A 24,498-nucleotide genomic window follows, 5' to 3' on the forward strand; every position below is an offset into this window, starting at 1 on the left:
GCGCATCCGAGTCGGTGGCGCTAGACTCCGGCCAAGGAACCATCATCCATTCAACGATGTTTGCGATGCACTGACGTTTCAGGAGGTTGTAATGTTCGTAACCGCGTTACCGACGTCGATGGAATCGACGGCGTCGAGCCTGGCCGCAATCGGGAGCACCGTGGCGGCGGGCAATGCCGCGGGTGCCCCGGCCACGCTGGGCGTCCTACCGCCGGCGGCCGAGCCGGCCTCTGCGCTGCTGGCCGCCGCGTTCGGAACCCATGCCGGGGTGTATCAGGTGACCCAGGCCATCGCAGCGGTGGTGCACGAGATGTTCGTGGCGACGATGGGGGCCAGCGCCGGCAGTTACGCCGCCGCCGAGGCGCTCAACATCGCCGCCATGATCTAGCCGTGCCATGACCGGCTACGAGGTGCCACCGGAGATCAACTCGGGACGGATGTATGCCGGCCCGGGCTCGTCGTCTCTGGTCGCCTCGGCCGCCGCGTGGCAGGCGCTGGCAGTGGAGTTGGGCTCGGCCGGCGCGGCGTTCGGGTCGGTGGTCTCCGCGCTGGCCGCGGGTTCGTGGCTGGGGCCGTCGTCGATTTCGATGGCACTGGCGGCGGCACCGTATGTCGTGTGGATGATCGCCACGGCCCAGCAGTGCGAGGAGGCCGCCGCCGCGGCGGGTGCGGCCGCCGCGGCGTTTGAAGGCGCGCGGGCCGGGGTGGTGCCCCCGCCGGTCATCGAGGCCAACCGCAACACGCTGTTGACGCTGATGGCCACAAACTTTCTGGGCGTCAACACTCCAGCCATTGCGGCCACCGAGGCCGCCTACGACGAAATGTGGGGCCAGGACTCGACGGTAATGTACGGGTTCGCCGCCGATGCGGCGGGAATCACCGGCACGTTGGTGCCGTTTTTGCCACCGCTGCCCAACTCCAATCCGATGGGCCTGGCCGCCCAGGCCGCAGTGCTGGGTCAATCGGGCGGTACTGCCGGTGGGCAGCAACCGTTTAACCTCGCCAGTCAGAGCAGCGGGTTGACCAGTCTGCCGGCCGGCCTTGACGCGCAAACGGTGCTGACGATGGGGCCACAGCTGGTCACCATGATACCTTCTGCGCTGCAAGGACTTTCGTCTCCGCTCAGTAGTGGCCTGGGGTCACCGGCCGGCGGTCTGGGCCAGTTCCAATCCCTGCTGTCCCCCTTTATGGGCATGCTGAACAATCCTGGCCTGCTCGGGATGGGCACTGGCGGGGCGGGAGCTGCCGGTGGCCTCACGGGTTCGGGGTTATCCGGGCTCAGCGGGGCCGCCTCGGCCGGTGGCGGGGTGGAGGCGATCGCGGGGCGCGCGGCGTCACTGGGCGGATTATCGGTGCCGGCGACCTGGACGGCCGGTGGGCCCAGCGAATCGGGCGCGACAGCCGCCAGGGCTGCGGCGCCCGTGGTCGCGCCACCGGGTGCGGCGACGGGGGCAGCGGTACCCGCCTCTGCCTCGGGTGCGGGCATGTACGGAGGCGCACCGATGGCGGCCGGGCTGGGTGGACGCCGCAGCGACGGCGCGGGCACACCCCGCTACGGGACCCCGGTGAAAGTGTTCGACCGCCGCTAGTCTCGCTCGGGATTAAAGGGACCGGAATGGCGTTCAAAAGAGTCTCGAACTTTCTTTGAAATTGGCCACCGGCCACCGTTGCCCGACGTTGTGAACGGCCAATAGACTTGGGTCACAGCAACGCTGAACAATAGTGCGCAATACCCGTCAATTAAGGAGAGAAGAGGATATGACAACACGGTTTATGACCGACCCGCACGCGATGCGGGACATGGCCGGGCGTTTCGAGATGCATGCCCAGACCGTCGAGGACGAGGCCCGCAAGATGTGGGCGTCATCGCAGAACATCGCCGGTGCCGGCTGGAGCGGTCAGGCCCAGACGACCTCGCTGGACACGATGAGCCAGATGAATCAGGCGTTCCGCAACATCGTCACCATGCTGCACGGCGTCCGCGACGGGCTGATCCGTGACGCCAACAACTACGAGCAGCAGGAACAGGCGTCCCAGCAGGTTCTGAGCAGCTAGCCGCGGACGAGAACCACAACCGTCAGGAGAACGCGAACCATGTCAATCAACTACCAGTTCGGTGACGTCGAAGCCCACGGTGCCACGATCCGCGCCCAGGCCTGCGCACTCGAGGCCGAGCATCAGGCCATTGTGCGTGACGTGCTGGCCGCCGGCGATTTCTGGGGCGGCGCAGGCTCGGCGTCCTGCCAGGAGTTCATCACCCAATTGGGACGGAACTTCCAGGTCATTTACGAGCAGGCCAACGCTCACGGGGCTAAGGTGCAGACCGCCGGTAACAACATGCACAGCACCGACGGTGCGGTCAGTTCTGCATGGTCGTCGGTATAGATCCGGGCGGCATCGGCGCGGCGGCACCTGTTTGGTGCCGCCGCGTTTCGTTGAGGAAGGGTGAGTTGGCGCGGTGAACGCTACTGCCGGTGACATCACCGTCAACCTCGACGGGTTGTGGCTGCTCCAGGCGCTGCTGGGGGTGGGTCGGCTTGCTCCGGAGTTGCGCGGCCGGCCCTATGGGCAGCCGCGCTCGATGCAGTGGGTGATGCAGCACCCGGGTCTGGGTGTGCTCGTCGAGGAGGGCATCTGTGACGAGGGTGCCGTCGTGCGCCCGGACATCGCAGCCCGCATGCGCGTGCTGGGCACCCCTGACGTGGAGGTCATCGTCCTGGTGGCGCAGGGGCCGATGAGCTGGTCAGCCCCGGTGGCACTGGACGATCCGGCCAGCTGGCGCTCGATCCCGGAGGGGCAACTCAGGATCGTGCTGGCCCGCCGGGACGGGCGCTGGGCGTCGGCGGTGCGTGCCGGCTCACACGTCACCATCGATGACTGCGCCGTGGTGGATCCGGACTGGTTAAGCCGGTTGGTGTGTGAGGCGTTGGACTCGGTGCACCGCGCGGCGCCTGCGGCAATCAGCGCGGTGAATGTGCCGTTGGACGGGATCTGCGGTGCGGCAGCCGAATTGGCCGGGGCCAGTACTGCCGCCAGCCGCCAGGCGGCGCTCACGTCGGTCGGGTTGGCCGGGCCGGCGCTGGCGCAGGTGGCGCAGGCGCTCGAGGAGCCGGTGGCCGAGGCAGTGCTCTACGGGCGGGCGTACATCGATGCCACGACGGCACCCGGTGACTCGGTACTGGACTTGCGCGACACCGACGCGGGGCGGGTGGCGCTGTACCGGGTGAATCCGCCGCGGGGCAGCCAGCAGCAGTGGATGGCGGTGGGTCCGGCGAATGCGGCGCAAGTGCGTCACGGGGTGGTGTCGGCTATGGACAGTGTGCCGGTGAAGTCCTGGGACACCCACGAAAGAATGGGGTGAAAGGGTACCGCCTCGTGACACAGCCGGCCATGACAGGAAGTGATTCCAGCAAACGGATTCGCGGAAAGTATCGGGTGGCCGTGGTATAGCGAGAATTCGCGTCATAAGATTGGCGCAGACGGTCACACTGAACGGACTATGTGGGGTTACTGAATGACTACCGATAATACAGATTTCATGGCGCGCTACCTGCCCCCTGAGGGCCCGGACCGCGCCAATCCCGCCGGCCCGGCCCCACAGCCGGGTGAGCCGTCGATGCCGGCCCCTGTCGCGCCGCCGCAGGCCCAGATGGAGACCGCGCGACCGCCTCAGGTGGCGCCGCCGCCCTCGGGGCCGTCATTCGCGCCGCCGGCCAGCGAACGCACGCCACCGCCCCCGGCGCCTCCCCAGCCCACCGGAGCCGGGGCCGCCGGGGTGGGGCACCTTCCCGACAGCGGTAACCGGCCCGAGCCGGCGCCGCCGCTCCCGGCCGGGCACCAGCATGAAGTAGCCGCCGCGGCCCAGCGGTGGGCCCCGCAGGCCGACCCTCATGCCGCGGCATACGGCCACCGGCAGATTCAAGTCGGCGAGGTCGTCAAGCAGCGCCGGCGGCCACCCGAAATGGGTTGGCGCAAAGCGGTTTACGCAGCGACGATGCATCAGGTGAACTTGGGCGCGGGCCCGGCCGAGCGGACATTGCGGGACCAGACGGCACGGATCACGACCAACATCCCGGGCGTCTACCAGATCAGCGCGATTTCCATCAAGGGCGGTGTGGGGAAGACGACGTTGGTCGCGGCCGTGGGTAGCACACTGCGCAAGTTCCGCAACGAACCGGTCATCGCCGTCGACGCCAATCCGACCTACGGGGGCTTGGGTCGTTTGGTCTCAGATGGCACCAAGGCGCCGTCCTCCATTCGGGAATTCCTGGGGCACGGCGACTTGACGAGCTACAGCATCGCCCGGCAATTCTTCGGCCACAACGAGGAAGGGCTCGAGGTCCTGGCCGGCAACCAGAACGTGGCCCATCCGCTGCCCCTGACACCGGAGACGTTCGCCGACACCATCGCGCGCACCCAAGGCTTCTATCAGCTGTCACTGGTGGACTGCGGGGCTGAAATCGACCATCCGGTCATCCCGTCGGTGTTGTCGGCGTCCAACGCGCTGATGATCGTGGGATCGATGAACATCGAAGGGGGCCTGGCGGTCGAAAAGACGCTGGACTGGCTGGCCGCCCGCAACGGGCACGAGCTGTTGAAGCGGTCGGTGATCGTGCTCAACGACGCCTACCGGTGCGCGAACAAGAAGTTCATCACGCACGTCACACAGACACTGGGTCCGCGGGTGGCGGCGGTGAAGGTCATTCCCTTCGACGCGCACCTTCGCGACGCGCAGCCGCTGGACTTCGGTGGGCTGCGACCACGGACGCGCGCTGCGTTGATCGACCTGGCCGCCGAACTGGCCGACGGATTCCCCACCGCAGGAGCGCTGCACGGGTGAGCGCCGAGCAGCACGACGCCGCGGGCACACCGGCGGCGGTGTTACCGCCGCGGGTGCTGGTGGCAGTGACGGCCGCAACGACCAAAGTCGGTGTGGTTCTGGATGCCTGCGCGCCGGTGTCGGTGCAGATGTCGGCCCTGGTCGAGGTGATCAATGCCCGGCTCGACGAGCTTGGGCAGCCCGCCATGACCGCCGGGCAGGGCCGGGGCCGGTGGGCGTTGTGCTGGGTGGACGGCAACGCGCTCAAACCATCGCGATCGCTGGCCGATCAGGGTGTCCGCGACGGCACGCGCCTGTGGCTTCGGTTCGTGCCTGATAGTGAGGCGCGGATCAATGTGGTCGAACATGTGACCTCGGCGGTGGCCGAGGAGCTCACCAAGCGGTGGCCGGGTCTGACGCCGGCCTGGGCGGGGCGGGTCGGGGCGGCGATGGTGGTCGCCGGCGTGCTGGCCGCCTCGGTGTTGATGCTGCGGTGGCGTTATGGCCACCCGGGGTGGTGGCCGAGCCTGTTCTGCGGCGCCCTGGCGGTCATGCTGTTCACCGCGGCGGTGATCATCGTGGTGCGCTTGACCCGCACCGAACCTCGCCGAATCGGCGACACATTGCTGCTGACCGGTGGCGTGCCGGCGGGGGTGGGTGCCGCAGCGGTGGTGCCGGGCCCGGTCGGGGCCCCGCATGCGGCCTTGGGTTTGGCGACGCTGATCAGCGCGGCGGTGCTGATAGTTCGGTTCACCGGCCGCTATATCGCCCTGGGGACAGCGGTGGTCGTGGCCGGTGGGGCGGCCGGGCTGGCTGCGCTGGCGCGCATGTTCCTGGTGACCTCGGCGGTGACCCTGTTGACCACTGTGCTGCTGGCGTCAGTGCTGATGATGCACCTGGCGCCGACCGTGGCGCGGTGGGCGGCGGGGATCCGGTTGCCGGTGTTCCCATCGGCGTCGGGGCGCTGGATTTTTGAAACCCGCCCAGACCTGCCGTCGGACAAAGTGGTGGCCTCCGGCGGCATCGCCACCTATGACGGGCCGGAGTCGGTGCGTGATGTGGTGGTGTGCACCGACCGGGCCCACGCCTATTTGTCGGGGCTGCTGATCGCCACGGCCACCCTGATGGTGGTGTGTTGCGTGGGGTTGTGCGATCCGCACGGGCCGCGGCGATGGCTGCCGCTGCTGGTGGCGGGATTGGTGGCGGTGGCTGTGTTACTGCGAGGCCGCTCGTTCACTGATCGGTGGCAGGCCACGGTGCTGGCGGCGGCGGCCGTCGCGGTGGTGATCGGTGTGGCGGGCCGTTACGTGGTGGGGTTGTGGACGGTGGCGGCTTTGGTGGTCGGGGCATCGGTGATGGTTGCCGTGCCGGTCGCGGGACTGGTGGCCGGGGTGGTGGTGCCGCACCGGTTTTACACCCCGACGTTCCGCAAAGTCGTGGAGTGGATCGAATACCTGTGTCTGGCCGCCGTTTTCCCGTTGGGGTTCTGGCTCATGGGTGTGCTGGCCGCGATCCGGTACCGGTAGGCGGGCGGTGATGTCGGTGCAGGGTTGCCGCAAGACGGTCGCCGCGGGGCTGAGCGTGGCGGCTCTGAGTGTGAGTGCGATGTGGGTTGCCGCGCCGACGGCCACGGCGGTGGAGCCGCCGCAGATCGACCTCGCCGCGTTGCCTGCCGATGGCCCGCCTGGCCCGGATCAGCCGATGCGCCAGGGCGCGTACTGCACGCGGGTGGGGACGCTGCCGGGCACCGACTATCGAGTGCAACCCCACTTCATGGACATGCTGGAGTTGGCTGAGGCGTGGCGGTTCGGACGCGGCAGCGGAGTGAAGGTGGCGGTCATCGACACCGGGGTCAGTCCGCATCCGCGACTGCCCGATCTCGTCGGCGGCGGGGACTACGTGGCGGCCGGCGGCGATGGCCTGTCGGACTGCGACGCACACGGCACGGTGGTGGCCTCGCTGATTGCGGGCGCCCCCGCCGACGGCAAGACCCCGCTACCGGCGCCGCGGCAGACGCGCCGGCCCGACTCGGCACCGACCACCGAGGCCCCACCGCCCCCTCCGCCGCCGCAGACGGTGACGGTGCAGGTGCCTCCTCCACCGCCGCCGGAGGAGGGACCGGCGCTGTGGCACCGGTCGGCCTCGCCGGTGATCGTCGCGGCCGGGGCCGGCGTGCGACCGCCGGTCAACGTGCCGGGGGCCGCTGAGGACCCCGCACCGGCAACCAGTGGCGAACAGCCGCCGCCCGGCCCGCCCCCTGCACCCCCGCCGCCTGCGGCGGACGGATTCAGCGGCGTGGCCCCGGGTGTGCAGATCATCGCGATCCGGCAGAGTTCGCGGGCGTTCAGTCCCAAGGATGCCTTCGGCGGGGACCAGGACCCGGCGACGCGGCGCAAAGCCGGCGACATCCGCACGATGGCAAGGGCCATCGTTCATGCGGCCAATCTGGGCGCGGCGGTGATCAACATCTCGGAGGTGTCGTGCATGAGCGCGACGAACATCATCGACCAGCGTGAACTGGGGGCTGCGATCCGCTATGCCGCCGTGGACCGTAACGCGGTGATCGTGGCGGCGGCGGGCAACAGCGGGGACAGCGGTAACAGTGACTGCAAACAGAACCCGGTGTATGACCCGTTGACTCCCAACGATCCTCGGGACTGGGCGGGAGTGACGACCGTGGTTACCCCGGCATGGTTCTCCGACTATGTGATGACTGTGGGTGCTGTGGATGCCACGGGGGCGCCGCTGGATACCAGCATGGCCGGACCGTGGGTGTCGCTTGCGGCGCCGGGCACCGATATCGAGGGCGTGTCACCACGCGAGGACGGGTTGATGAATGCCGTTGAAGGCAGGGACAACACGATGGTGGCGCCGGTCGGGACCTCGTTCTCGGCGGCCATCGTGTCCGGGGTTGCCGCGCTGGTGCGCGCCAAGTATCCCCAGCTGACCGCTCATCAGGTGATCAACCGCATGTTGGCGACGGCGCGGGCTCCGGGCCGCGGGGTGGACAACCGGGTCGGGCACGGGATCATCGACCCGGTCGCCGCGTTGACCTATGACATTGCACCGGGGGAACCGGTTGGGCCGCAACGGTTGTCCTCACCATTGGTGCTGGAACCACCGAAGGTGGGCCGCGACATGACGCCGGTGTGGGTCGCCGCAGGCGGCGTCGGGGCGCTGGCGGTGGTGTGCAGCGCGGTGTTGGGAAGCGCGGCATTGATGCGAAGCAGGGGGCAACGATGAGGCCGATGCTCGCGCTGGGCGCGGCTCTTGGATGGCCCCGCGTGGTGGCTTTGTTTGTCGCCGATGTGGCGTTGCTGTGGGCTGGCAGCGCCGTGGCAGGCCGGGCTGGTTGGTGGGTCGCGGCCGTGCTGGCGGCAGCAGTCAGCGCGTCGGCACTGCTGCGCTGGCGGGGCGCACCGCTGTTGACGTTAGCGTGGCGCACGGTGACGTCTCGGGGCGCTGCGGTCGGCGCACCGGCAGGCGAGGCCGCCGACTATGACCGCACCTACGGGCAGGGGCCGGTCGGAATCCGCGGTGTGGGGCCGTATTTGGTCGCGGTGGTGGCCGTGGACGGCCAGGCGCACAGCCCGTCGGCTCTGGACCACCATCGTGTCGCCTCGTTGGCGAAGTTGCCGGTGGCCGCGGTAGCGCAGGGATTGCGCCAGTTCGATGTCACCCTGGACGCGATCGACATTGTCAGTGTCGGAATGCGCCGGGCGTCAGCACGACACCACAACTACGCGGCGGTGTATTCGAGCCTGGTGGGGGATCATCCGGCGGTGGGGCAGCGCCGGACCTGGCTGGTCGCGCGATTCGACGCCACCGCAAGCGCCCGGGCGATCCTCTGGCGGGAGTCGGTAGCGGCCACGTTGGGAGCCGCGGCGGAGTGGCTGGCCCAGGAACTCACGAGCCGGCGCTGCCCTGCGCGGGTCCTGACGGCCGAGCAGATACGGGAGGCTGACATGGGGCTGTTGGCCGGGGCCGATCCGGCAGCAATTCGCCGCGGGTGGGGTCGGCTGCGTCATCCCGACGGCTATGTGCAGACCTATTGGATGTCGCCCGGCGACATCTCCAGCGACACCGTGGACCGGCTGTGGACTCCGGACACCGATGCGACGGCGGTCACCGTACAGCTGCGCCCGGCCCCCGACGGTGCCACGACAGTGGGGGTGGTGGTGCGCTACCACACCGGCGGCCCGCTGCCCGAGCCGCCGTTGAGCGGACTGAACCCGCTGACCGGCCGACATGATGTGGGGTTGGCGGCCGGATCCATCACCGCCAGAGCACCTTTGGCGGTGCCCTCCCGCGAGCTGAGCGATGACGCCGAGTCGCTGGACGTCGCGATCGGGGCTACCGGCATCATCGTGGGCGGTAACGCGACCGGGCATCCGCTGTTAGTCGATCTGGGCTCCCCCACGGCGGCCTCGACGGTGACGGTAGCCGGTGAGCTCGCGTTGACGGTCCAGGTTGCGCTTCGCGCGGCCGCGACCGGCTATCAGGTTCTGGTGCACACCGACAGGCCCCAGCAGTGGAAACAGGTCACCGGGGCCGGGTTGGCGCTGGTGGGGCCCGGCGGGCTGGACGAACAGTTGCCGCCGACACGGCGGCGCTGGATGGTCGTCTATGACCAGGTGCCCGGCACAGCCCCGCAGGGGGCGGCCGTGACCGTGCGCACCGTGCCCGCCGGTACGGCCAGCGGCGCCGACATCCATCTCGAGCAGGAGGGTGCGCGCAGCGCCGTCATCCGAACGTGGGCGTTCCGGTACCGTCTGCGCATTGACCTGGACTACGAACGCCGTCTGGTCGATGCCCGCCCGCACCGGGCCGCCTGAAGACCCGGGGGGAGCAGCGATGACAGGCATCGATGCGGAAAGCCCGGCGCGCAGCGCGTTTCGCCGTGGCCTGTTGGCCTCGGGGATCGGTGTGGGCGGGCTGGTGCCCAGTCATAACGATCGGGTGGCCCGCGACATGTTCGCCACGGTGACGCGGACCGATCCCGGTGTGTGCGACGGATGGCTGGGCAGGATTCTGACCGGTGAAGACACCCTGGAGGTCCTGGCCGGCGCGTGGGGGGCCGCAGAATCCTACGGGTGGGAGATCCGCCGACTCGGGTTGGCGGGCACCGAATTTCGCCCCGCGGTCTTCGATGGGCTGTTTCTGCAACTGCCGATCTTCTCGGTGGATTCCCTGCGCGCGGCGTTCGCCACCGTGCTGATCCGCGAGCACAGCTACGGCCAGGCGCACGAGTTGCTCACTGCCGGGGGCACGCCGGCGGATCCACTGGATGCCGACCTGCATCGCTATGTGTCGGGCCTGCTGCATTTCTGCGCGCACCGCTGGACCGATGTGCTGCGGATGTTTCCCGCGGACAAACGTTGGCACCGGCCGGAATACGAGTGCGCAGCCACCGCGATGGCCACCACGGCGCTGGCGTCGCTGGGGGTGTTCGAAGACGCCTTCCGTCGCGGCGAGCACGCCGCACGCGATGATCGCGTGCCGCCGGCGACAACGGTGATCCTGTACACGCAGGCGATGTGTCTGCGCCACCTGGACCGCGAGGCCGAGGCCGCGCAGCTGCTGCGGCGGGTGTATTCGCGGGATCCGAAGTTCCCGCCGGCGCGCCAGGCGATGGACGACCCGACGCGGCGGCTGGTCCTGACCGATCCCGAGACGATCGAGTCGCGCACCGACCCTTGGGATCCGGCCAGCGCCCCCAGCCCCCGCGACAACGAAGCCGCCCGTGACGCGGAGACGGCCTCTCAGTGTTTGGCCGAGGGCCAGGCCGAGCTCGACGCGATGCTGGGCATGGACACGGCCAAGCGGGAGATCAAACGCATCCGGTCGACGACGAAGGTGAACCTGGCACGCTCCAAGGTGGGGCTACGGGTGCCGGTCACCTCACGCCACACGCTGCTGCTGGGCCCGCCGGGTACCGGGAAAACGTCGGTGGCAAGGGCATTCACCAAGCAGCTGTGCGGTCTGAAGGTGCTGCGCAAACCGCTGGTGGTGGAGACCAGCCGCGCAAAACTGTTGGGCCGCTACATGGCTGATGCGGAAAAGAACACCGAGGAAATGCTCGAGGGCGCACTCGGCGGGGCAGTGTTCTTCGACGAAATGCACACGCTGCATGAGACCGGCTACTCCCAAGGTGATCCCTACGGCAGCGCGATCATCAACACGTTGCTGCTGTACATGGAGAATCATCGCGAGGAACTGGTCGTGTTCGGCGCGGGTTACGCCAAGGCCACCGAGAAGATGCTCGCAGTCAATCAGGGTCTGCGGCGGCGCTTTTCGACGGTGATTGAGTTCCACAGCTATACCCCGTCCGAGCTGATCGGCCTGACCAAGTTGATGGTCAGCGAAGATGACGACGTCACCACCGACGAAGCCGTCGAGGTGTTGCGACCCGAGTTCGAAAAGTTCTACGCCGAGCAAACCATGACCGCTGACGGCGATCTCATCCGGGAAATCGACATGCTGGGCAATGCCGGGTTCGTCCGCAACGTCGTGGAAAAGGCGCGTGACCACCGCAATGACCGCCTTGACACCACCGAACTGGACGAGCTGCTCGCCAGCGACGAGGTCACCATCACCGACGAGCAACTGCAGAGCCTGCGGGAGCTCACCGGCGAAGATTTGGCCGAAGGCCTGCGCGCGGCGGTGTCCGAAAAGCGGGAACGACATGGCTGACTAGCGGCACGCATCGAAGAACCGGCTGCCGGGCTACTCCCGTCAACACCTGCAGCGGGTTGCTGGACCTCACAGCTAACGACCAAGTAGCCCCGACGGCATCGGCAGGAACCCCGGAAGAGCCCGAAATCCGTGGGGGATCGCGCGGAACGGTTCAAGTATGCGTACCAGCTTTTGTCAGATCGATACTGGCTGGGCGAAAAGGCGGGTGCGTGAACTCGCAGACCTTCGCTGGGTACGAGTTGGTCCGGTTCTGGGGTCTGGGGGTATGGGCGAGGTGTACCTTGCCCAGCATCCAAGGCTGTCACGACGTGATGCCCTCAAACTTTCTGCCTCCCCAGTGGTCAGCAGACGAGGTATTCCCCGGTTGGGACGACACGTATCCGGCCTACCAAGGCCAAGGTGGAAGCTGCGGTAGATGATGCCGTGAACAGGGGCAAGATCACCGCGGCGCGCCGCAAGCGCTGGGTGTCCCTCATCCAGGCCGACCCCGGTACGGCCGGCGTTCCGGACAAGACCGCAGTGCCCTTGTCGGAGATGGATCACAGCGCCGACACCAGCCGCGAAACCGCCGACGTCGGCCAGTGGTTTTACTGAGAGCCCGCAACGTTTAAGGAAATGGGGGGCTGCGTCGGCCGGCGCTACTAGCCGCCTTGCTTCTCCTTGCTGGCCGCCTCGATCAGGCTTGTCACCGACCCAGGGTCCATGTGGTACATCATCGCGCCACTAGGGTCGGCCAACACGATGACCTCGAGGAACTTTTGGGTGCCCTTGCGCGTGTGCACAGTTGCCAGCCCGTCGTATTTGTTGATGTCGATGTTGATCAGCGTCATGTCGTCGGCCACCGTGATCCCGTATTCCTTGAACGCGTCGTCGGTGTTTAACCGATCTCGCAACAGCCCGACGACCTCCTGCTTCAGCAGTGGAACGTTGACCGACGGCGGCGGAGGTGGTGGCGGTGGCGGTGGCGTAGTCCACCAGTGGCCGGCCACGACGACCGACATGGCGAAGGCCGCGACGGTGGCGCCCAGACCCGTCTGCACCAAACGAATTTTGTTGGCAGTGCTCATGTTTCGGGTTCCACTCTCGGCAGACCCTGGTATTTGCTCTGGTGTTTGCTCCAACTTTTACCCCTGGCGGTTGTAGCGACTGGCGAGCACGTTTTCATTCGCAGTTGTCGCATACCCCTGTTACCGGTAACTGCTGGCGGCAGCTTGGGCACAACCCCGCTTCCCGCCGCACAGTGCGGGAGCGTTCAGCGCCGGAGTAGACCTTGTTCACGGGATGCGTCACGTACCAGGTGCCCTTCGGTGAACTGCTGCTTCCGACTGTGCCCACACCGCCCGCGACACGAACGGCTTCCTCTTTGGTGGTGAATCCGGTCGTATAGCCCCAATAGATGTGCAGATCGCGGAGCCCGTCGCGCCGGGTTGCGATGACGTACGGCTTGTCGGACCTCTCCACAGCGCGGTACCCGGAGATGCCGACGGCATCGGTGAGCCGCCGTATGAACGGGTGGTTCTCGGACGTGATCTTGGCCTTCGTCAGGGCCGAGAGGAGGGAGTCGGAGGGCTCGTCTGTCACGTTCACGACCTATCTCAGCTGTCCAATGTCCACAGCAACTGATCGAGCACCAGCAGCGACACGTTGATCTCGGCGGCGGCCGCTTTAGCGATGACATGGGCGGCGTAGTCGTCATTCGGGACGTGGAACCCTGACGCACGCATGGCCCTCTTCACACGCACGTCGATCTTGATGGCGTCAGCGCCCGAGCGCATCCTCATGTAAGACCACAGTGCCAAGCCGATGCCGCTCACTGATCCGACCACGGGGTCGAGTCGAGGTGCTAAGTCGAAAGGTTCGTAACGGTCGGCCCACAACTTGCATACACCGTCCTCAACGACGGGGTCTTCCATACCCTCGGAGACGGCGAAGTCCCGCATCCGCTGAGCCACCACGCCAATGGTTTCCGCCTCTGCAGCCGACAAGCTGTAACGGGACGGCTCCACCGGGTGTTGCGCCAGCCAGGCGATCGTGGGCTCGTCGTTCGCGTCTATCCAGTCGGCGACGATCCGCTTCACCTTCGTAGCGTAAGTGCGCTGCCGTGAGGCCACTACGTCGACGATCATCGCCCCCGACGACCGTCGTAGGCACCGACGTACGCGAGCGCGGCTGCTTCGGCTTCCCCGCCGCGTGATTCATTGAGTGCTACGAGGTTCTCCACGGCCGGGCCCCATCTCGGATCGGTCCGCAGTAGTCGAAGTATGTCTTCCACTGGTTCCCTCCCCATGTCGAGGGATTCGGAAGGACGCCCCCGACCCGCTCGGCTCTGACCGTAGATCAAAGCACCGACAGGGCCCGAGAAGCATCGGTGATCATCGGGCGTCAAGGAGTTGTATGCGCGGTTCTCGAAGTTGTATGTCCGCCGCGTTCGGCCAGGGCCTTTCAGGCGAAGTCCCGCGTACATCCTGTGCGCTGCACCCTCACATCGCCGAGGCCGGAAGTGCACTCAGGGCCGTTTCGATCGAGAGCGCTGAGGGCGAACCTTTCACCACCGTCGTTCTTGTCTGCTGCGGCCGCCCGATTGGTCAGATTCGTTTACGGAATTCCCGAGGGTGACACTCCAGGAGGTTGATGATCTTGTCGCGCATCGCCCTGTACTGGTCGGAGGGACCGGCGCGGGTGGTGAACAGCAGCTTCCGTGCGCCGAGGAGGCGTGCCTCGAACTTCGGATGCGCGAAGATCGATTTCCAGTCCGCGTCGGCGCATTCATGCCGCACGACGTAGGTTGCATGTCGCCCTGCGAGCGGGCTGATCGCCACCGCATTCTCACCGGATCCGTTGGCGGACTTAATAGCCAGGACCAGGTAGCGGTTCCGATGCCGTCGGAGGAACCGGAGCCTTTATGCCAGACACATCGGGCACCCCCGAAATGGTTGTGCAGATCCTCCAAAACGGTGAGGCGGTGTTCGTCAACGCGGTAGCCGCCGTACATCTTGGACTTCCGCATCTCACCAAGGAAGGCGCGGAGCTGCTCACCCTGCGGAAGGATCTGGAATGGGAGGTCTGTGGTCGTCTGACGTAAGGGCGTCCACGATACGGCGGCGCTGTCGCGGAACGGCCGCAGGAAGTTGTACCTCTTCAACTGGAGTGCGATCAGATGCCCACGCGAGAGTCGAAGGAATTGCGCCAGGTTCGCTTCGTCTGTGCTCAACAGTCGCTCGGCGGTCACGATGAACCCGGTGAGCCGTCGTGTTGCTCTCTCCAGTTGCGGACTGGTCTCGACGAGGCGATCCCTGGTCAGGGGTTGCAGTCGGCCGAGCACGTCCCACAGTCGCTGGTCATTACTCGCGCTGGCGATGGTGAGCATGACAGCGCGGCGAAGAGAGTCGAAAGAGGCTCTCGCGCGGCGCAATTCGTCAGCTGCAGAACGCCCGCCATCGTCAGCGGCGGTGAGTAAGCGTAACTCCTTGGTCAGCCCGCGTTCGGCAAGGCTAGGTTGGGTGAGGATGGAGCCGTGGGCGCGCACCAGTTGATCGAGAAGCTGTTTTTCGTGGTCGATGACGACAGCGAGGGCTACGAGGTCCTCCGGCGCGGTGCTCAATCGTACTTCGCTGCGCGCAGCGCGCGTTGCAGCGTATCGCCACGTCAGGTACCCATATCCGCCTGATCCATCGGGAGCGAGTTCCTGCAGGCAGGCAACGACTGTCGTCCTTCCGGTGTGGCTCGCGGTGGTAGCGGCGACGATGTCAGCGACAGCCTGCACGTCCATCGTGGCCACGAGCTGTGGCAGGCCGGCCGTGCGGGCGCGCGGACGAATGATCACAGGGTCAGGGTCAGGGTCTGGGGTCTTCGCTGTGGGCTTGGCGGGCCTTGCAAGCTTTGATTTCTGCGACTTCTGCAGTCGCGCTTTGTTTCCAACGCTGGGTTGGGCGTTGGGACGGTTCCGAGGAGCGCCTTTGTTGGATGAAGTGCGTCGCTCTTCGTCGGCGACTATTCGGCGCAGGCTGTCGCTCGCGACGACATGGCGCAGTGCGGACCGCTTAATTCCGTACTTGGCTTCACATTCCCGGTAAAGCTCGTCGATTGCCTGGCTCGGGTTCTGCGAAGCGGAGGCAATTCGATAGCGTCTGAATATGTCGAGGGCATCGGCGGAGGTGAGCAGGGAGGATTGACGCGCCCGCTTACCGGCGGATGCTTTCGGCTGGGCGGGGGTGGGGCGGGCTGCCCGCCGCTGAGCCTGACCGGCGCCGCGGTCGGAGCCGGTTGTGTGACCCCGAGCGATTCGCGCAGCCGACGCGCAACGGGCGCCTTGATAGTTGAGGATGCAGACTTGGCGGACTCGCCGTCCGCGGCGAGCTGAGCCAGGATCTCCTTGCTAGTTACGCCGAGCTCTTTGGCCAGTTCATGTACCCGGGCCTTTCCGCCCATCGTTTAGCTCCCCCTGGTCCGTCAGATCGACAGTAAGCCCTGAAATGGCAGACTACGACGAGCTAGCGACATGTGAATTCGGGCGTGCGGACACGGAAAGGCAAGCTGTGCTCAGCCATGAACCCAATAGGGAAGGAACCGGGCTGGAACTTCCAGTCACAGAAAGACCCGGCCCGCCGCTTTGGGTCTTCCGCTCTTTCAACCTTGCCTCGGGGAGGGCGGCCGCGGGCGACCGAACGGACCTGAGACGCTGCGGCTAGCAGGCTCCTGCGCTCCGCGACATGACCCAGCCCAACCGCGGGGCGTCCCAGCGGGGGGAGGCACCGCCGCTCTGCGGACTGGTTGTGGTTCCGCTCGAGCCAGCGCCCCCGCCCTCATCACTAAACGCTCACAACAGTTTCTATCCGACGTTGAAGCGGCTTCGCGCTGAGGCAGAACAAGTTGCGCGCAACCTTCCGGTGATTCAGCCCGGGACCGAGGGACTAGGGCCAGGGGGTGGGGGGAGCCCCCTCGCGGTGCCACCTGTGCCTCGAACGGCCAGGAACTCGACGAGGTGCCCTCCAATGGCATGGGTCTGGGTTCCTAGCGCTTCGTTGTTCATCGCTGCCGGCCCTGTACCGGGGGACAGTCAGGCGGGGTGACTGGATGGGGGAGGTCGCGCGGTGGCTGGCTGGCGGTGGCCGCCGCGGGTGGCCCAACGTTACCGGCGCGGCCGGGGGCTGGCCCAGACATGTCCACGGCGGCGTCTGGTGCGGCGGGCCCGCGTGTGTGCAGGGGAGGCTGCGCCTGTGGAGCCGAGTTGGGGGCCGATGTGCGCTGGCCGTTGCTGTGGTGCAGCTGCTGGGCGGTTTGGGTGGCGACCGCGGCCGCTGCAGCAGCTTCGGGTACGACGGTGGCCGCTGCAGCGGCGGCTCGGGAAGCCGGTGGCGTGGCCCCGCCGCCACCGGCGGCCGTGCTGCCGGACGGCGAGGTCGGCCCGACAGGGCATGGGGTGCGACCGCCGCTGCCCGGTGGGCGCCCGCCTGGCGGCCGGCCGTCGACGGGGTTGCCGGTAAGGGGTGAATCGTCCTGTCCGTCAACGCTTGTGCCCGCCGGTATGGCGGTTGACATGCCTGGCAGGCGCTGCGCGGTATCACGCACACGGTCGATGCCGGCTCGGCCGCGGACATAGCCGTAGCTGGCTTCGCGGGCCACGGCGGTGACGAGGTGCGTGATGTCGTGGCGGGTGTGGTCGCCGAGTTCGCGTTTGAGCCACCAGAGTCCGCCGATCGCCACCGCGGAGATGAGGGCGATCATGACCAGGCGGGCCAGCGGATGGGTCATGCCGACTTGGTCGGCGTAGCCTCCGCGCGCGGCCATTTTGAGGACGATCACCGCGGCGACGGAGACGTAGGTGGTGTAGACGAAGACCAGCAGAGCGTGTTTGAAAAACAGCGTCAGGCGCCGCAGCGCACGCTGGCGTGGCCGGCCGTGGATCATGGCGGGTGCGGCGGCCACGACGGCGAAAAGCGCGTTGATGAAGGCGGCGCAGCAGACCATCACGTAGCTGTAGGTGACGTAGAAGACGAACAGGGTGAACGCCGCTCCCAGCAGGAGGTAGAACGCGCCGAGGGCGAGGTTGGCGCCGTCGAGCTGCTGAGCGAAGGCCAGTGCCTGTTGGGCGCCGCAGTTGCTCATTGCGTGGGCGGGGCCGTCTGGTTTACCGCTGAGGATGGCCGCGGTGTAGGCGTTGCCGCAGCTGCCGATGTCGTCAACGGGAGTTCCGAAGTTCATCAGTTGCAGGGGCATTCGCAATGTGGCATCGGCGATGAGGCCGGTGAGGTGCTGAAGTTGGGCACTGGTGCCGCCGCCGGTGACGGGGCCGTTGTTGGCGAATGCTTGGGCGATCTGGAATCCGAGGTCCCGTGCTCGGCCGAGCAGCCCGTTTTCGTTGTAGAGCTCGGTAAGTGGATCTCGGGTGAGAACGAGGCCGAGGATGCCGATGATGAAGGTGGACAACATGATTCCGGAGCCGTGGCCTTTGCGGCCGTGCCAGAGGATGTGGTAGGCGCCTACGGCTAGCCCGGCAAGCATGCACAAGGGGAATACCCACAGGTCGGTGAGTAGGGCTCGGATGATGTCGAAGAGGGGCCGAAACCAGGTGGCAAGCCAGTACAGCCAGGTGTTAGACATGGCGAACCGCATCAGCCACAGGGCCGTGGTGATCATGAAGATGTACAGCGCTGCCTCGAGTTGGAGCAGCTGGACGATGCTTTGGTGGGTGAGCCCGGTGGTGACGGCGTTGGCCAGCCAGCGTGTCCAGCTGGTGGGGTCCGCGGTCAGTTCGGGTCCGGCTCTGGTGAGCGCTTCGCTGGTGCTCACGACCGAGAGGTAGTAGTTGCCGACCGGTACTGCGTGGCTGTCGGTGACGCCGGTCCAGTTCAGTGCGCCGGCCAGGGTGGACGCCGCCGCTGTCGGGGCGGCCACGACCGCCCAGGTGGCCAGCAGGTGCGTGGTGAGCCATAGCGTGCAGATGCGGCGCAGTCGGGGCCTGGTGGCCAGGTGGTAGCCGAGGTGCTCCGCTGCACGTCGGGTGAATGTTGGTGGGTGCGTGGGGTTCATGCGGCTCGTCCGGGTGTGGTGTCGTAGGCGTCGTGGACGGCTGCGTCGGGTTCGGCCGCGACCCTGATGGGTGATTTGCGGCGGAATTCGTCGACGAAGAAGCCGTAGCCTTTCCGGTCGCCTCGGTCTGGGGTTCCGCAGGTGTCGGCGTCGTCGAATCCGGTGGGGTCGCGCATTTCGTCGGCGCTGGGTTGGGCGAGGAAGAATTCTTCGATGTCGCCGTAGTCGTCGGCGCGGATGCCGACTTTGGCGGCGACTTGGCGTGCGAGGTCTTCGTTTTCGAACGGCATGATGAGTTGTTGGGTGATGAATTGGTCGCCCATGAGCGCCAGGTCGGCGATGGGGTCTTGGGTGATGATCAACAAACCGGTGTAGTGCTTGCGAGCGCGGCGGCTGATCAGGTGGGCGTCGTCGGCGCCGGCCCGGGAGTTCAGGAGGGCGGCGGCTTCCTCGATGACAATGAGCCCGAAGCGTTGTGTGTTGGCGAAGAACGTGACTCGGGCCAGGCGTACCAGCATGCCGTAGAGGGCCACCGAGGCGCGTTTGCGGTCTGAGAGACGTTCGTAGAGGTGCGGGGTGGCCATTTCCTCGGCGCTGGGCAGGTCGAGACTGCCGGTGAGCCAGACGGAGACGTCGAGATTGGCGAGGTCGGGAACGGGCAGTGTGTCATCGAAGATGGCTCGGGTGAAGTCGTAGGTGGCCCAGGATTTGAGGGCGGCCAGGATGGGGGCGAGGTCGGTGGCGAGTTGGGCGACCTGCGGTGGCCGGTGGTCGGGTCCGCCGGGGGCTTGGATGGCGGCGATATAGGTCATCAGCGCGGTGGTACTGGTGAGGCCGAATCGCCGGCGGGCTGAGGGTTCAAGTAGGGTGCGCAGCCGCTGCACGCCGGTGGTGCGGGGATCGATCCCCATCATGGGCACCATGTAGTCGAGCCAGTATCCGCCGGCGATGTCGTCGGGGAAGGTGCGAAGCGGATCGCAGCTGTATCGGTTGCCGGCCATGTCGATGACGGCTGTGTTGGTGACGTCGGCGAGCGCGGTTTCCCATTCGGTGCCGGGGTCGACAATGAATGCTTGTGCGCCGCGCTGGATTTCGGCGCGGGTGATGCGTTTGGCGGCGTAGGACTTGCCGTAGCCGAGGGCTCCGCTGCACACCAGGCAGGGGTTGCGGTTGCGTCGGGCAGTGCCGGGCAAGTCGAGCATGACCGCGCTGCGCAGTGCGTTGTTGGTGTTGAAGCCCAGCAGGATCCCGGTGGTGTTGCCGACCATGGATGAGGTGAAGGGGACGAAGCGCGACCATTTCTTGGTGGTGGTGGGTTGAGCGAATTGGTCGACGGCGGTCTTGTGGTTGGGTGCGCCAGGGTTGAAAGCGGCCCAGAGCCGGGTTTGGGCGCCGTGGTAGTGGCGGATGGCGATTTGTCCGGATTGGGTGAGTTCCTCACGCAGCCGTTTGACGCTGTAGTCCAGGGTTTGCGGGTCAGGAGCCCCGACGGCGATGAGGAATGCGGCTTCAACGGGGCGTTCGTCGATGGTGGCCGACAGTTGGCGGTTGTATTCGGCGAGCTGGCGGGCGGTGGCGATGAGTTCGGCGTCACCGTTGCGGACGTCGCGGCGCTGGGTGAACTGGTCGTCGATGTTGCCTTTGGCCCGGTCGTTGCGCACGAATTCCATTTCGCGGCTTCGTGCGACGAGGTTGAGGGCGAAGTCGAAGGTGGCTCCGGTGTCGAGGTCGTCCAGGGCTTGCAGGAACTCGGAGCCGGGGAAGACGATGCCGGCTTTGGGCATATCCACGACGGGCAGGATCGCCTGGTAGCTGTCGGGGTGGAGGCCGTCGGGGCTGACGATCCGCAGGGTTTTGCCCCAGGAGGGGATTCGGCGAATCCCGAGGGTCCAGGCCGCCGTGAGCAGCCCGCCGAGGCACGCGGCGAGCAGCGCGAGCGCAACGGCTCCGGCGGCTGCGGCGAGGACTGCGGCTAACGCCAGGATTGCGGCCAGTGCGCGCAGTGGCAGGGCCCGCCCGGCGCCGTGCTGCTGGTCACCTTCGTCGAAGTCGGCCGGCGGTAAGCGGCCGCCGACACCCGCTGAGGTGGTGCGGTGACGTGGCAGCGGGTCGTTGCACACACCGCGCCAGGCGTTGTGCCGCCAAAACCAGTCGATCATGTCTTCGCTGGCCGGTGTCGGGGTGAATTCTTCGGGCAGGGCGGTGATGATGTCGTGGGCCAGGCGCTGGTAGGCGGCAACGGAGTTGTCGGAGTCTTTGTCGCGGCCGATAATCCAGTCGCGCAGCTTGGCGGCGTGACCGACCGGGCTGTGCCCGGCGCGGCCGGCGTCGACGGGTAGTGCCAGCCAGTAGATACGGGTGCGGGGTTGCTGGCCGGCGATGACAGGGCCCATCTGGCGGCAGGCCTGGACCCAGGGGTGTTTGTCGCGGTGACCGTGCAGCATGGCGCCCAGGAGTTGGCGTTGGTTCTGCGGAACGCAGAGGCCGTAAACCCATGTACCGGAAGGGATTTCGCGGGCGAGCACTTGGTGGCGGTCAGCGACGCCGATGCGGCGTTTGGTGGATTGCAGATAGTAGGGCAGTCCGCTGATCAGGTAGTGGGCGTGGACGCCGTGGGCGGTGAAGCTCACGTTGGAGGTGATGCGGGTCGGTGGTGCGAGCAGGGAGTTGTCGGTGCTGGAGGATTGCACCGGCCGAAGCACCTGCCACCAGCTGCGCAGCCGGAAGCGCAGGGTGGGTCGCCCGCGGGGAATCAGGGCCGCTATCGCGGCTGCGGCGCCGCTGAGCAGCGCCCCGCAGATCAGGGTGGCGCGGGCATGTCCGGAGTCCAGCGTGAGCACAGTGAGCACCATGGTCAGGCCGCCGCCTCCGTAGAGGCTGACAGCCACCCAGAGGCGGAGGGGTTTTCGGAAAAGGATGTCGGTGTAGACGGGTGTGTCGTGGACACCTTTGAAGATCTGTGCTGACTCAGCCATGTGAATCCCTTTGACAATCCGTGATGTTGGACACGAACGCGGGCCGCCGGGCCGGCCCGCGCGGGTGGGGCGTCGCGAGGGGCCGGGGTCACATCCCGAATTGCCCGGTGGTGATGCCGGTGCGGTCAACGGTGCGCTTGCTGGAGGTGTAGATGGCGTAGCCGGAACCGACGACGACGGCGACGATGACGCTGGTCAGCGCCCAGGCGACGGTTTGGCCGATGCGTCCTCCGAAAAATGCTGCGGCGGCACGTATTCCGCCGGCGAGCAGGATGAAGATGACGAGGACCGCCACGCCGATCGTGTAGAGGGATCGGCTGCCCGAGACCAGGTCGGCGGCCGCGAGCAGCGTGGGGGTGGATGTGGCGAAATACATGGGAGTTGCCCTTCGTGTGCGTTGATTTCAGCGTTGGGTCGGGTCCGGTGGCGGTGGCTATCGGGGTGCCGCGGGGGTGGGGATGACGGGGGTCATTTCGGCGTTGTCGGCCAGAAGTGGTGCGTAGTCCAGCGCTGAGACCGTCCATCGCCCGCTGGTGACGGTGAGCGAGATGGGGTAGTCCATTTGCAGGGGTGCGAATTGGCCGGTGACTGCGTTGACGGCGGCCAGCACGTGCAGGGTGGTGCCCTCTGACGGCACGTCGTGGTCGGGTGCGTTGTGGTTGGCACTCAGGCGGGTCAGTTGGGCGGATCGATAGTCGGCGGCGGGCAGCAGCCCTGAGTCGGGGGTGACGTAGCGTTCGAGGCCGCCGGCGGCGGTGAGGTAGCTGGTGAGGAATCCCGCGACGGTGCTGAAGGCGGGGGAGGTGTTGGGCAGGGTGGCGGGGTAGGCCAGCGGGGCATCGGCACCGGCCCCTGGGCCGTTGACGCGGGCGGGCAGGGCGCTGGCGCGTACTCCGTAGCTGCTGTAGACGACGGGCAGCCGGTAGTAGGTGGTGTGCGGGGTGGCGGCCTGGTAGGGCCGCTCGGACACCGAGACGACGACGCTCCATTGCTGGGCTGTGCCGGTGTCGCCGATGAGGGTAACCGCGGATACCGCAGGAGAATTCACGACGACGGCGGGGGTGGTGGGCAGCCGCAGGGGGTCGCGCAGGGTCCAGCAGTCGTGCAGTGACTGCTGGTCGGATTGGGTGGCGGTGAGCCAGCGTGTGACGCAGTCCTGGGCGTAGGAGCCGATCAGGGCGGTGCGGTTGACAGCGGTGCGGGCCGGGCCGGCGACGTCGATGGGGCTGTCGAAGAACCAGCCCAAGATGGTGGCGATCGCCACCACGGCGCAGGAACCGATGCCGGTGATCAGTGCGCCGCGGCGAAGCAGGGTGCTGCTGCGGTCCAGGCGTTTGCGCCAGGTGTTGGTCAGCATGGGGGGCCCTTTACTGGGGTGGGTGGCCGAAGATTTTGACCGACGACACCGCGAACGTGTGGTCGGCGGGGTCGGTGCGGGATGGGTCGGCGGGCAGGCCGGGCAGGACGGCGGTGGTGGTGGGTGCCGGCTCGGCAGGGCTGGGTGTCGGCCCGAGGATGTCGCCGAACAGCCCACCGCCGCCGGGGTTGGGGTTAGGGGCTGAGCTGGGGGCCGGATCAGTGGCGGCGCGGCCGGTCTCCTGGATGAGCACGATGATTCGGGAAGCAAGGACGCCGCGCCCCGGCAGTGCCTGGGGAGCGTCACCGTGCACGCCGTGGGTCTCTTGCGGGATGACGGTGGGTGGGCTGTCGTTGAAGCTCCACTGCACCCGTTTGACTACGAGGTGCTGGAGCCACTGGTCGGCGCCGGAAGCGTCGGTGCCGACCCAGCCGGGGGTCAGCGAGACGCCGGTGATGACCATGGTGCGTCCGAGGTTGAGCACCAGGTGCTGGCCGACGGTGGCGCCGTGCACACACACCCATGCCTGGGTGGGATCGGTGCCGGCAACCGATTGGGCGGCACTGGATCCGGCCAGGCAACCGACGGCGGTGGCGGTGTAGGGGATTGGCGCGTCTTGACCGCCGGTGCTGGGCCCGGTGCTGGTGGTGGGCGCGGCCACGACGCTGATGTGGGTACTGGGACGGGTCGGGTGGTCTTGGTCGTCGGTATGGGGGCTATGGCGCATCGCCAGCAGCACCCCGCTGACCACCAGTGTGGTCACCAGGGTCGCCGCAGCAAACGCATGAGCGATGGCCTTGTTGTAGCGGGGTGATTCGGCGCCGGGTTCCTCGCCCGCCGCGGCGGCGGCGGGATCGAGAGCGACGGCATCGGGAGGTGGGTTGTCCTCGTCGTGTTCACCGGTGTCGACGTGACCGGCTTGGGTGCCCTGCTCATCCGAGGAGTCAGGTTGAGCGCAGTCAGCAGCGGTCGATGCCCCCTCATGCCCGTCTGCGTGGTGTTCGTGGACCTGGCCTTCGGCATCGCCGCCCGGTTCACCGGCCTGGGGGTGCGGGTCAGGAAGGTCGGGTCCGTCGAGTTCCCCCGGTGGGGCGTCGAGGTCGTCGGGGTCCTCCGATAGAGCGTGGAGGTCATCGAGCTTCCCCGGCAGGGCGTCGAGTTCGCATCCACCTTCGGGGCCGACGAGTGGACCGTCCTTGTCGTTGATCCACTCTTGGGTGTGACACCAGAGCTGCTCGGGGTCGTTGGCTGTGCCGCTCACGGAGAGGTCCGCCGAGACGTCAGGGGCCTGGGATTGTCGCAGCGGCGAACCGGCGCGCAGGACGTCACATCCGCGGGAAGTGAAGAGCCCGCCACCGCCCGTTGGTAGTGCATCAGGGGGGTGCGGCAGAGCGGCTCACGTCGCCGTGCTGGGCGGCTGCGGTATCGGCGGTTCGGCCACGCTCCGGGGATGCTGGCCGCCGCGAGCAACGCGGTCACGGCGGTGCGCCGCGCGACGAACAGTGCGGCTTTCGCCGCAGTATTAAGGCGTAACATTCCGCTGCGCTGGAGCGCCCCTATAATCATTCGCATGATCCCAACCTCCTTACCTTGGGTCAGCTTAAGGGGGGGTATAACGAATA

22 protein-coding genes and 1 pseudogene are annotated in these 24,498 nt (G+C 67.2%); 13 read left to right on the plus strand and 10 right to left on the minus strand.

Annotated elements, in window-relative coordinates:
• The first annotated feature begins 91 nt into the window (after window positions 1–91).
• The 11 genes from C0J29_RS30440 (at window position 92) to C0J29_RS30495 (ending at window position 12,109) form a co-directional block, all read left to right on the plus strand.
• Window positions 92–388 (plus strand): PE family protein, encoded by a 297-nt coding sequence (locus C0J29_RS30440; protein ID WP_120795063.1) that lies wholly within the window; start codon window positions 92–94, stop codon window positions 386–388.
• A gap of 7 nt (window positions 389–395) precedes the next feature.
• Entirely contained in the window at window positions 396–1,589 is a 1,194-nt protein-coding gene (locus C0J29_RS30445) for a PPE family protein (protein ID WP_120795064.1), read from the plus strand.
• Between the two features lie 169 nt (window positions 1,590–1,758).
• Window positions 1,759–2,055: a WXG100 family type VII secretion target gene (locus C0J29_RS30450; protein ID WP_084023600.1), complete on the plus strand. Its 297-nt coding sequence runs from the start codon at window positions 1,759–1,761 to the stop codon at window positions 2,053–2,055.
• Window positions 2,056–2,094: 39 nt separating this feature from the next.
• The gene (locus C0J29_RS30455) at window positions 2,095–2,385 is read left to right on the plus strand and encodes a WXG100 family type VII secretion target (protein WP_120795065.1); all 291 of its coding nucleotides are present in this window, start codon (window positions 2,095–2,097) and stop codon (window positions 2,383–2,385) included.
• 73 nt (window positions 2,386–2,458) lie between these two features.
• Window positions 2,459–3,361 (plus strand): ESX secretion-associated protein EspG, encoded by a 903-nt coding sequence (locus tag C0J29_RS30460; protein WP_120795066.1) that lies wholly within the window; start codon window positions 2,459–2,461, stop codon window positions 3,359–3,361.
• Between the two features lie 153 nt (window positions 3,362–3,514).
• On the plus strand, window positions 3,515–4,840 hold the full coding sequence (locus C0J29_RS34600; protein ID WP_162951652.1) for a MinD/ParA family ATP-binding protein: 1,326 nt from the start codon (window positions 3,515–3,517) through the stop codon (window positions 4,838–4,840).
• Entirely contained in the window at window positions 4,837–6,345 is a 1,509-nt protein-coding gene (gene eccD / locus C0J29_RS30470; RefSeq protein WP_120795068.1) for a type VII secretion integral membrane protein EccD, read from the plus strand. The genes C0J29_RS34600 and eccD overlap by 4 nt, the downstream gene beginning before the upstream one ends.
• A 10-nt stretch (window positions 6,346–6,355) precedes the next feature.
• Window positions 6,356–8,062 (plus strand): type VII secretion-associated serine protease mycosin, encoded by a 1,707-nt coding sequence (gene mycP / locus C0J29_RS30475; RefSeq protein ID WP_120795069.1) that lies wholly within the window; start codon window positions 6,356–6,358, stop codon window positions 8,060–8,062.
• A gap of 41 nt (window positions 8,063–8,103) precedes the next feature.
• Window positions 8,104–9,654, plus strand: coding sequence for a type VII secretion protein EccE (eccE, locus tag C0J29_RS30480; protein ID WP_162951653.1), 1,551 nt, complete (start codon window positions 8,104–8,106; stop codon window positions 9,652–9,654).
• Window positions 9,655–9,673: 19 nt separating this feature from the next.
• Window positions 9,674–11,512 (plus strand): type VII secretion AAA-ATPase EccA, encoded by a 1,839-nt coding sequence (gene eccA, locus C0J29_RS30485; protein WP_120795130.1) that lies wholly within the window; start codon window positions 9,674–9,676, stop codon window positions 11,510–11,512.
• Between the two features lie 402 nt (window positions 11,513–11,914).
• Entirely contained in the window at window positions 11,915–12,109 is a 195-nt protein-coding gene (locus tag C0J29_RS30495; protein ID WP_242460722.1) for a hypothetical protein, read from the plus strand.
• Between the two features lie 47 nt (window positions 12,110–12,156).
• Here the strand turns inward: C0J29_RS30495 and C0J29_RS30500 are convergent, their stop codons facing one another.
• From C0J29_RS30500 to C0J29_RS30515, 4 genes are all read right to left on the minus strand, one after another.
• Window positions 12,157–12,582, minus strand: coding sequence for a hypothetical protein (locus C0J29_RS30500; RefSeq protein WP_120795071.1), 426 nt, complete (start codon window positions 12,580–12,582; stop codon window positions 12,157–12,159).
• A 94-nt stretch (window positions 12,583–12,676) separates the two neighbouring features.
• Window positions 12,677–13,096, minus strand: coding sequence for a hypothetical protein (locus C0J29_RS30505; protein WP_242460700.1), 420 nt, complete (start codon window positions 13,094–13,096; stop codon window positions 12,677–12,679).
• Window positions 13,097–13,110: 14 nt separating this feature from the next.
• Entirely contained in the window at window positions 13,111–13,593 is a 483-nt protein-coding gene (locus tag C0J29_RS30510; protein ID WP_162951654.1) for a hypothetical protein, read from the minus strand.
• Window positions 13,594–14,100: 507 nt separating this feature from the next.
• Window positions 14,101–14,334 (minus strand): hypothetical protein, encoded by a 234-nt coding sequence (locus tag C0J29_RS30515; RefSeq protein ID WP_120795074.1) that lies wholly within the window; start codon window positions 14,332–14,334, stop codon window positions 14,101–14,103.
• A gap of 83 nt (window positions 14,335–14,417) precedes the next feature.
• On the opposite strand from C0J29_RS30515, the gene C0J29_RS33080 reads away from it, so the two are divergent.
• Window positions 14,418–14,597 (plus strand): hypothetical protein, encoded by a 180-nt coding sequence (locus tag C0J29_RS33080; protein ID WP_162951655.1) that lies wholly within the window; start codon window positions 14,418–14,420, stop codon window positions 14,595–14,597.
• 432 nt (window positions 14,598–15,029) lie between these two features.
• Window positions 15,030–15,182 (plus strand): hypothetical protein, encoded by a 153-nt coding sequence (locus C0J29_RS33085; RefSeq protein WP_162951656.1) that lies wholly within the window; start codon window positions 15,030–15,032, stop codon window positions 15,180–15,182.
• A 605-nt stretch (window positions 15,183–15,787) separates the two neighbouring features.
• Here C0J29_RS33085 and C0J29_RS34905 read toward each other — a convergent pair.
• The 6 genes and pseudogenes from C0J29_RS34905 to C0J29_RS30550 form a co-directional block, all read right to left on the minus strand.
• A pseudogene (locus tag C0J29_RS34905) lies at window positions 15,788–15,943 on the minus strand (translation initiation factor IF-2 N-terminal domain-containing protein); the annotation flags it as partial.
• 597 nt (window positions 15,944–16,540) lie between these two features.
• The gene (locus tag C0J29_RS30530; RefSeq protein ID WP_120795076.1) at window positions 16,541–18,544 is read right to left on the minus strand and encodes a hypothetical protein; all 2,004 of its coding nucleotides are present in this window, start codon (window positions 18,542–18,544) and stop codon (window positions 16,541–16,543) included.
• Complete coding sequence (locus C0J29_RS30535; RefSeq protein ID WP_120795077.1) at window positions 18,541–21,519, minus strand: ATP-binding protein; 2,979 nt, start codon at window positions 21,517–21,519, stop codon at window positions 18,541–18,543. Before C0J29_RS30535 ends, C0J29_RS30530 begins: the two co-directional genes overlap by 4 nt.
• Before the next feature lie 88 nt (window positions 21,520–21,607).
• Window positions 21,608–21,895: a glycosyl transferase family 39 gene (locus tag C0J29_RS30540; protein WP_120795078.1), complete on the minus strand. Its 288-nt coding sequence runs from the start codon at window positions 21,893–21,895 to the stop codon at window positions 21,608–21,610.
• 57 nt (window positions 21,896–21,952) lie between these two features.
• Window positions 21,953–22,876, minus strand: coding sequence for a conjugal transfer protein (locus C0J29_RS30545; protein ID WP_120795079.1), 924 nt, complete (start codon window positions 22,874–22,876; stop codon window positions 21,953–21,955).
• A 10-nt stretch (window positions 22,877–22,886) separates the two neighbouring features.
• Window positions 22,887–24,137, minus strand: coding sequence for a hypothetical protein (locus C0J29_RS30550; RefSeq protein WP_120795080.1), 1,251 nt, complete (start codon window positions 24,135–24,137; stop codon window positions 22,887–22,889).
• Window positions 24,138–24,498: the final 361 nt, after the last annotated feature.

Origin of the sequence: Mycobacterium paragordonae (genome assembly GCF_003614435.1) — a bacterium.
Lineage (GTDB): Bacteria > Actinomycetota > Actinomycetes > Mycobacteriales > Mycobacteriaceae > Mycobacterium > Mycobacterium paragordonae.

Coding starts and splice junctions, on each gene's coding strand:
- C0J29_RS30530 (WP_120795076.1), bottom strand. CDS start 18,544: ATGAACCCCACGCACCCACCAACATTCACCCGACGTGCAGCGGAGCAC.
- C0J29_RS30500 (WP_120795071.1), bottom strand. CDS start 12,582: ATGAGCACTGCCAACAAAATTCGTTTGGTGCAGACGGGTCTGGGCGCC.
- C0J29_RS33080 (WP_162951655.1), top strand. CDS start 14,418: ATGCCAGACACATCGGGCACCCCCGAAATGGTTGTGCAGATCCTCCAA.
- C0J29_RS30445 (WP_120795064.1), top strand. CDS start 396: ATGACCGGCTACGAGGTGCCACCGGAGATCAACTCGGGACGGATGTAT.
- C0J29_RS30535 (WP_120795077.1), bottom strand. CDS start 21,519: ATGGCTGAGTCAGCACAGATCTTCAAAGGTGTCCACGACACACCCGTC.
- C0J29_RS30545 (WP_120795079.1), bottom strand. CDS start 22,876: ATGCTGACCAACACCTGGCGCAAACGCCTGGACCGCAGCAGCACCCTG.
- C0J29_RS34600 (WP_162951652.1), top strand. CDS start 3,515: ATGACTACCGATAATACAGATTTCATGGCGCGCTACCTGCCCCCTGAG.
- C0J29_RS30455 (WP_120795065.1), top strand. CDS start 2,095: ATGTCAATCAACTACCAGTTCGGTGACGTCGAAGCCCACGGTGCCACG.
- C0J29_RS30440 (WP_120795063.1), top strand. CDS start 92: ATGTTCGTAACCGCGTTACCGACGTCGATGGAATCGACGGCGTCGAGC.
- mycP (WP_120795069.1), top strand. CDS start 6,356: ATGTCGGTGCAGGGTTGCCGCAAGACGGTCGCCGCGGGGCTGAGCGTG.
- eccA (WP_120795130.1), top strand. CDS start 9,674: ATGACAGGCATCGATGCGGAAAGCCCGGCGCGCAGCGCGTTTCGCCGT.
- C0J29_RS30450 (WP_084023600.1), top strand. CDS start 1,759: ATGACAACACGGTTTATGACCGACCCGCACGCGATGCGGGACATGGCC.
- C0J29_RS30540 (WP_120795078.1), bottom strand. CDS start 21,895: ATGTATTTCGCCACATCCACCCCCACGCTGCTCGCGGCCGCCGACCTG.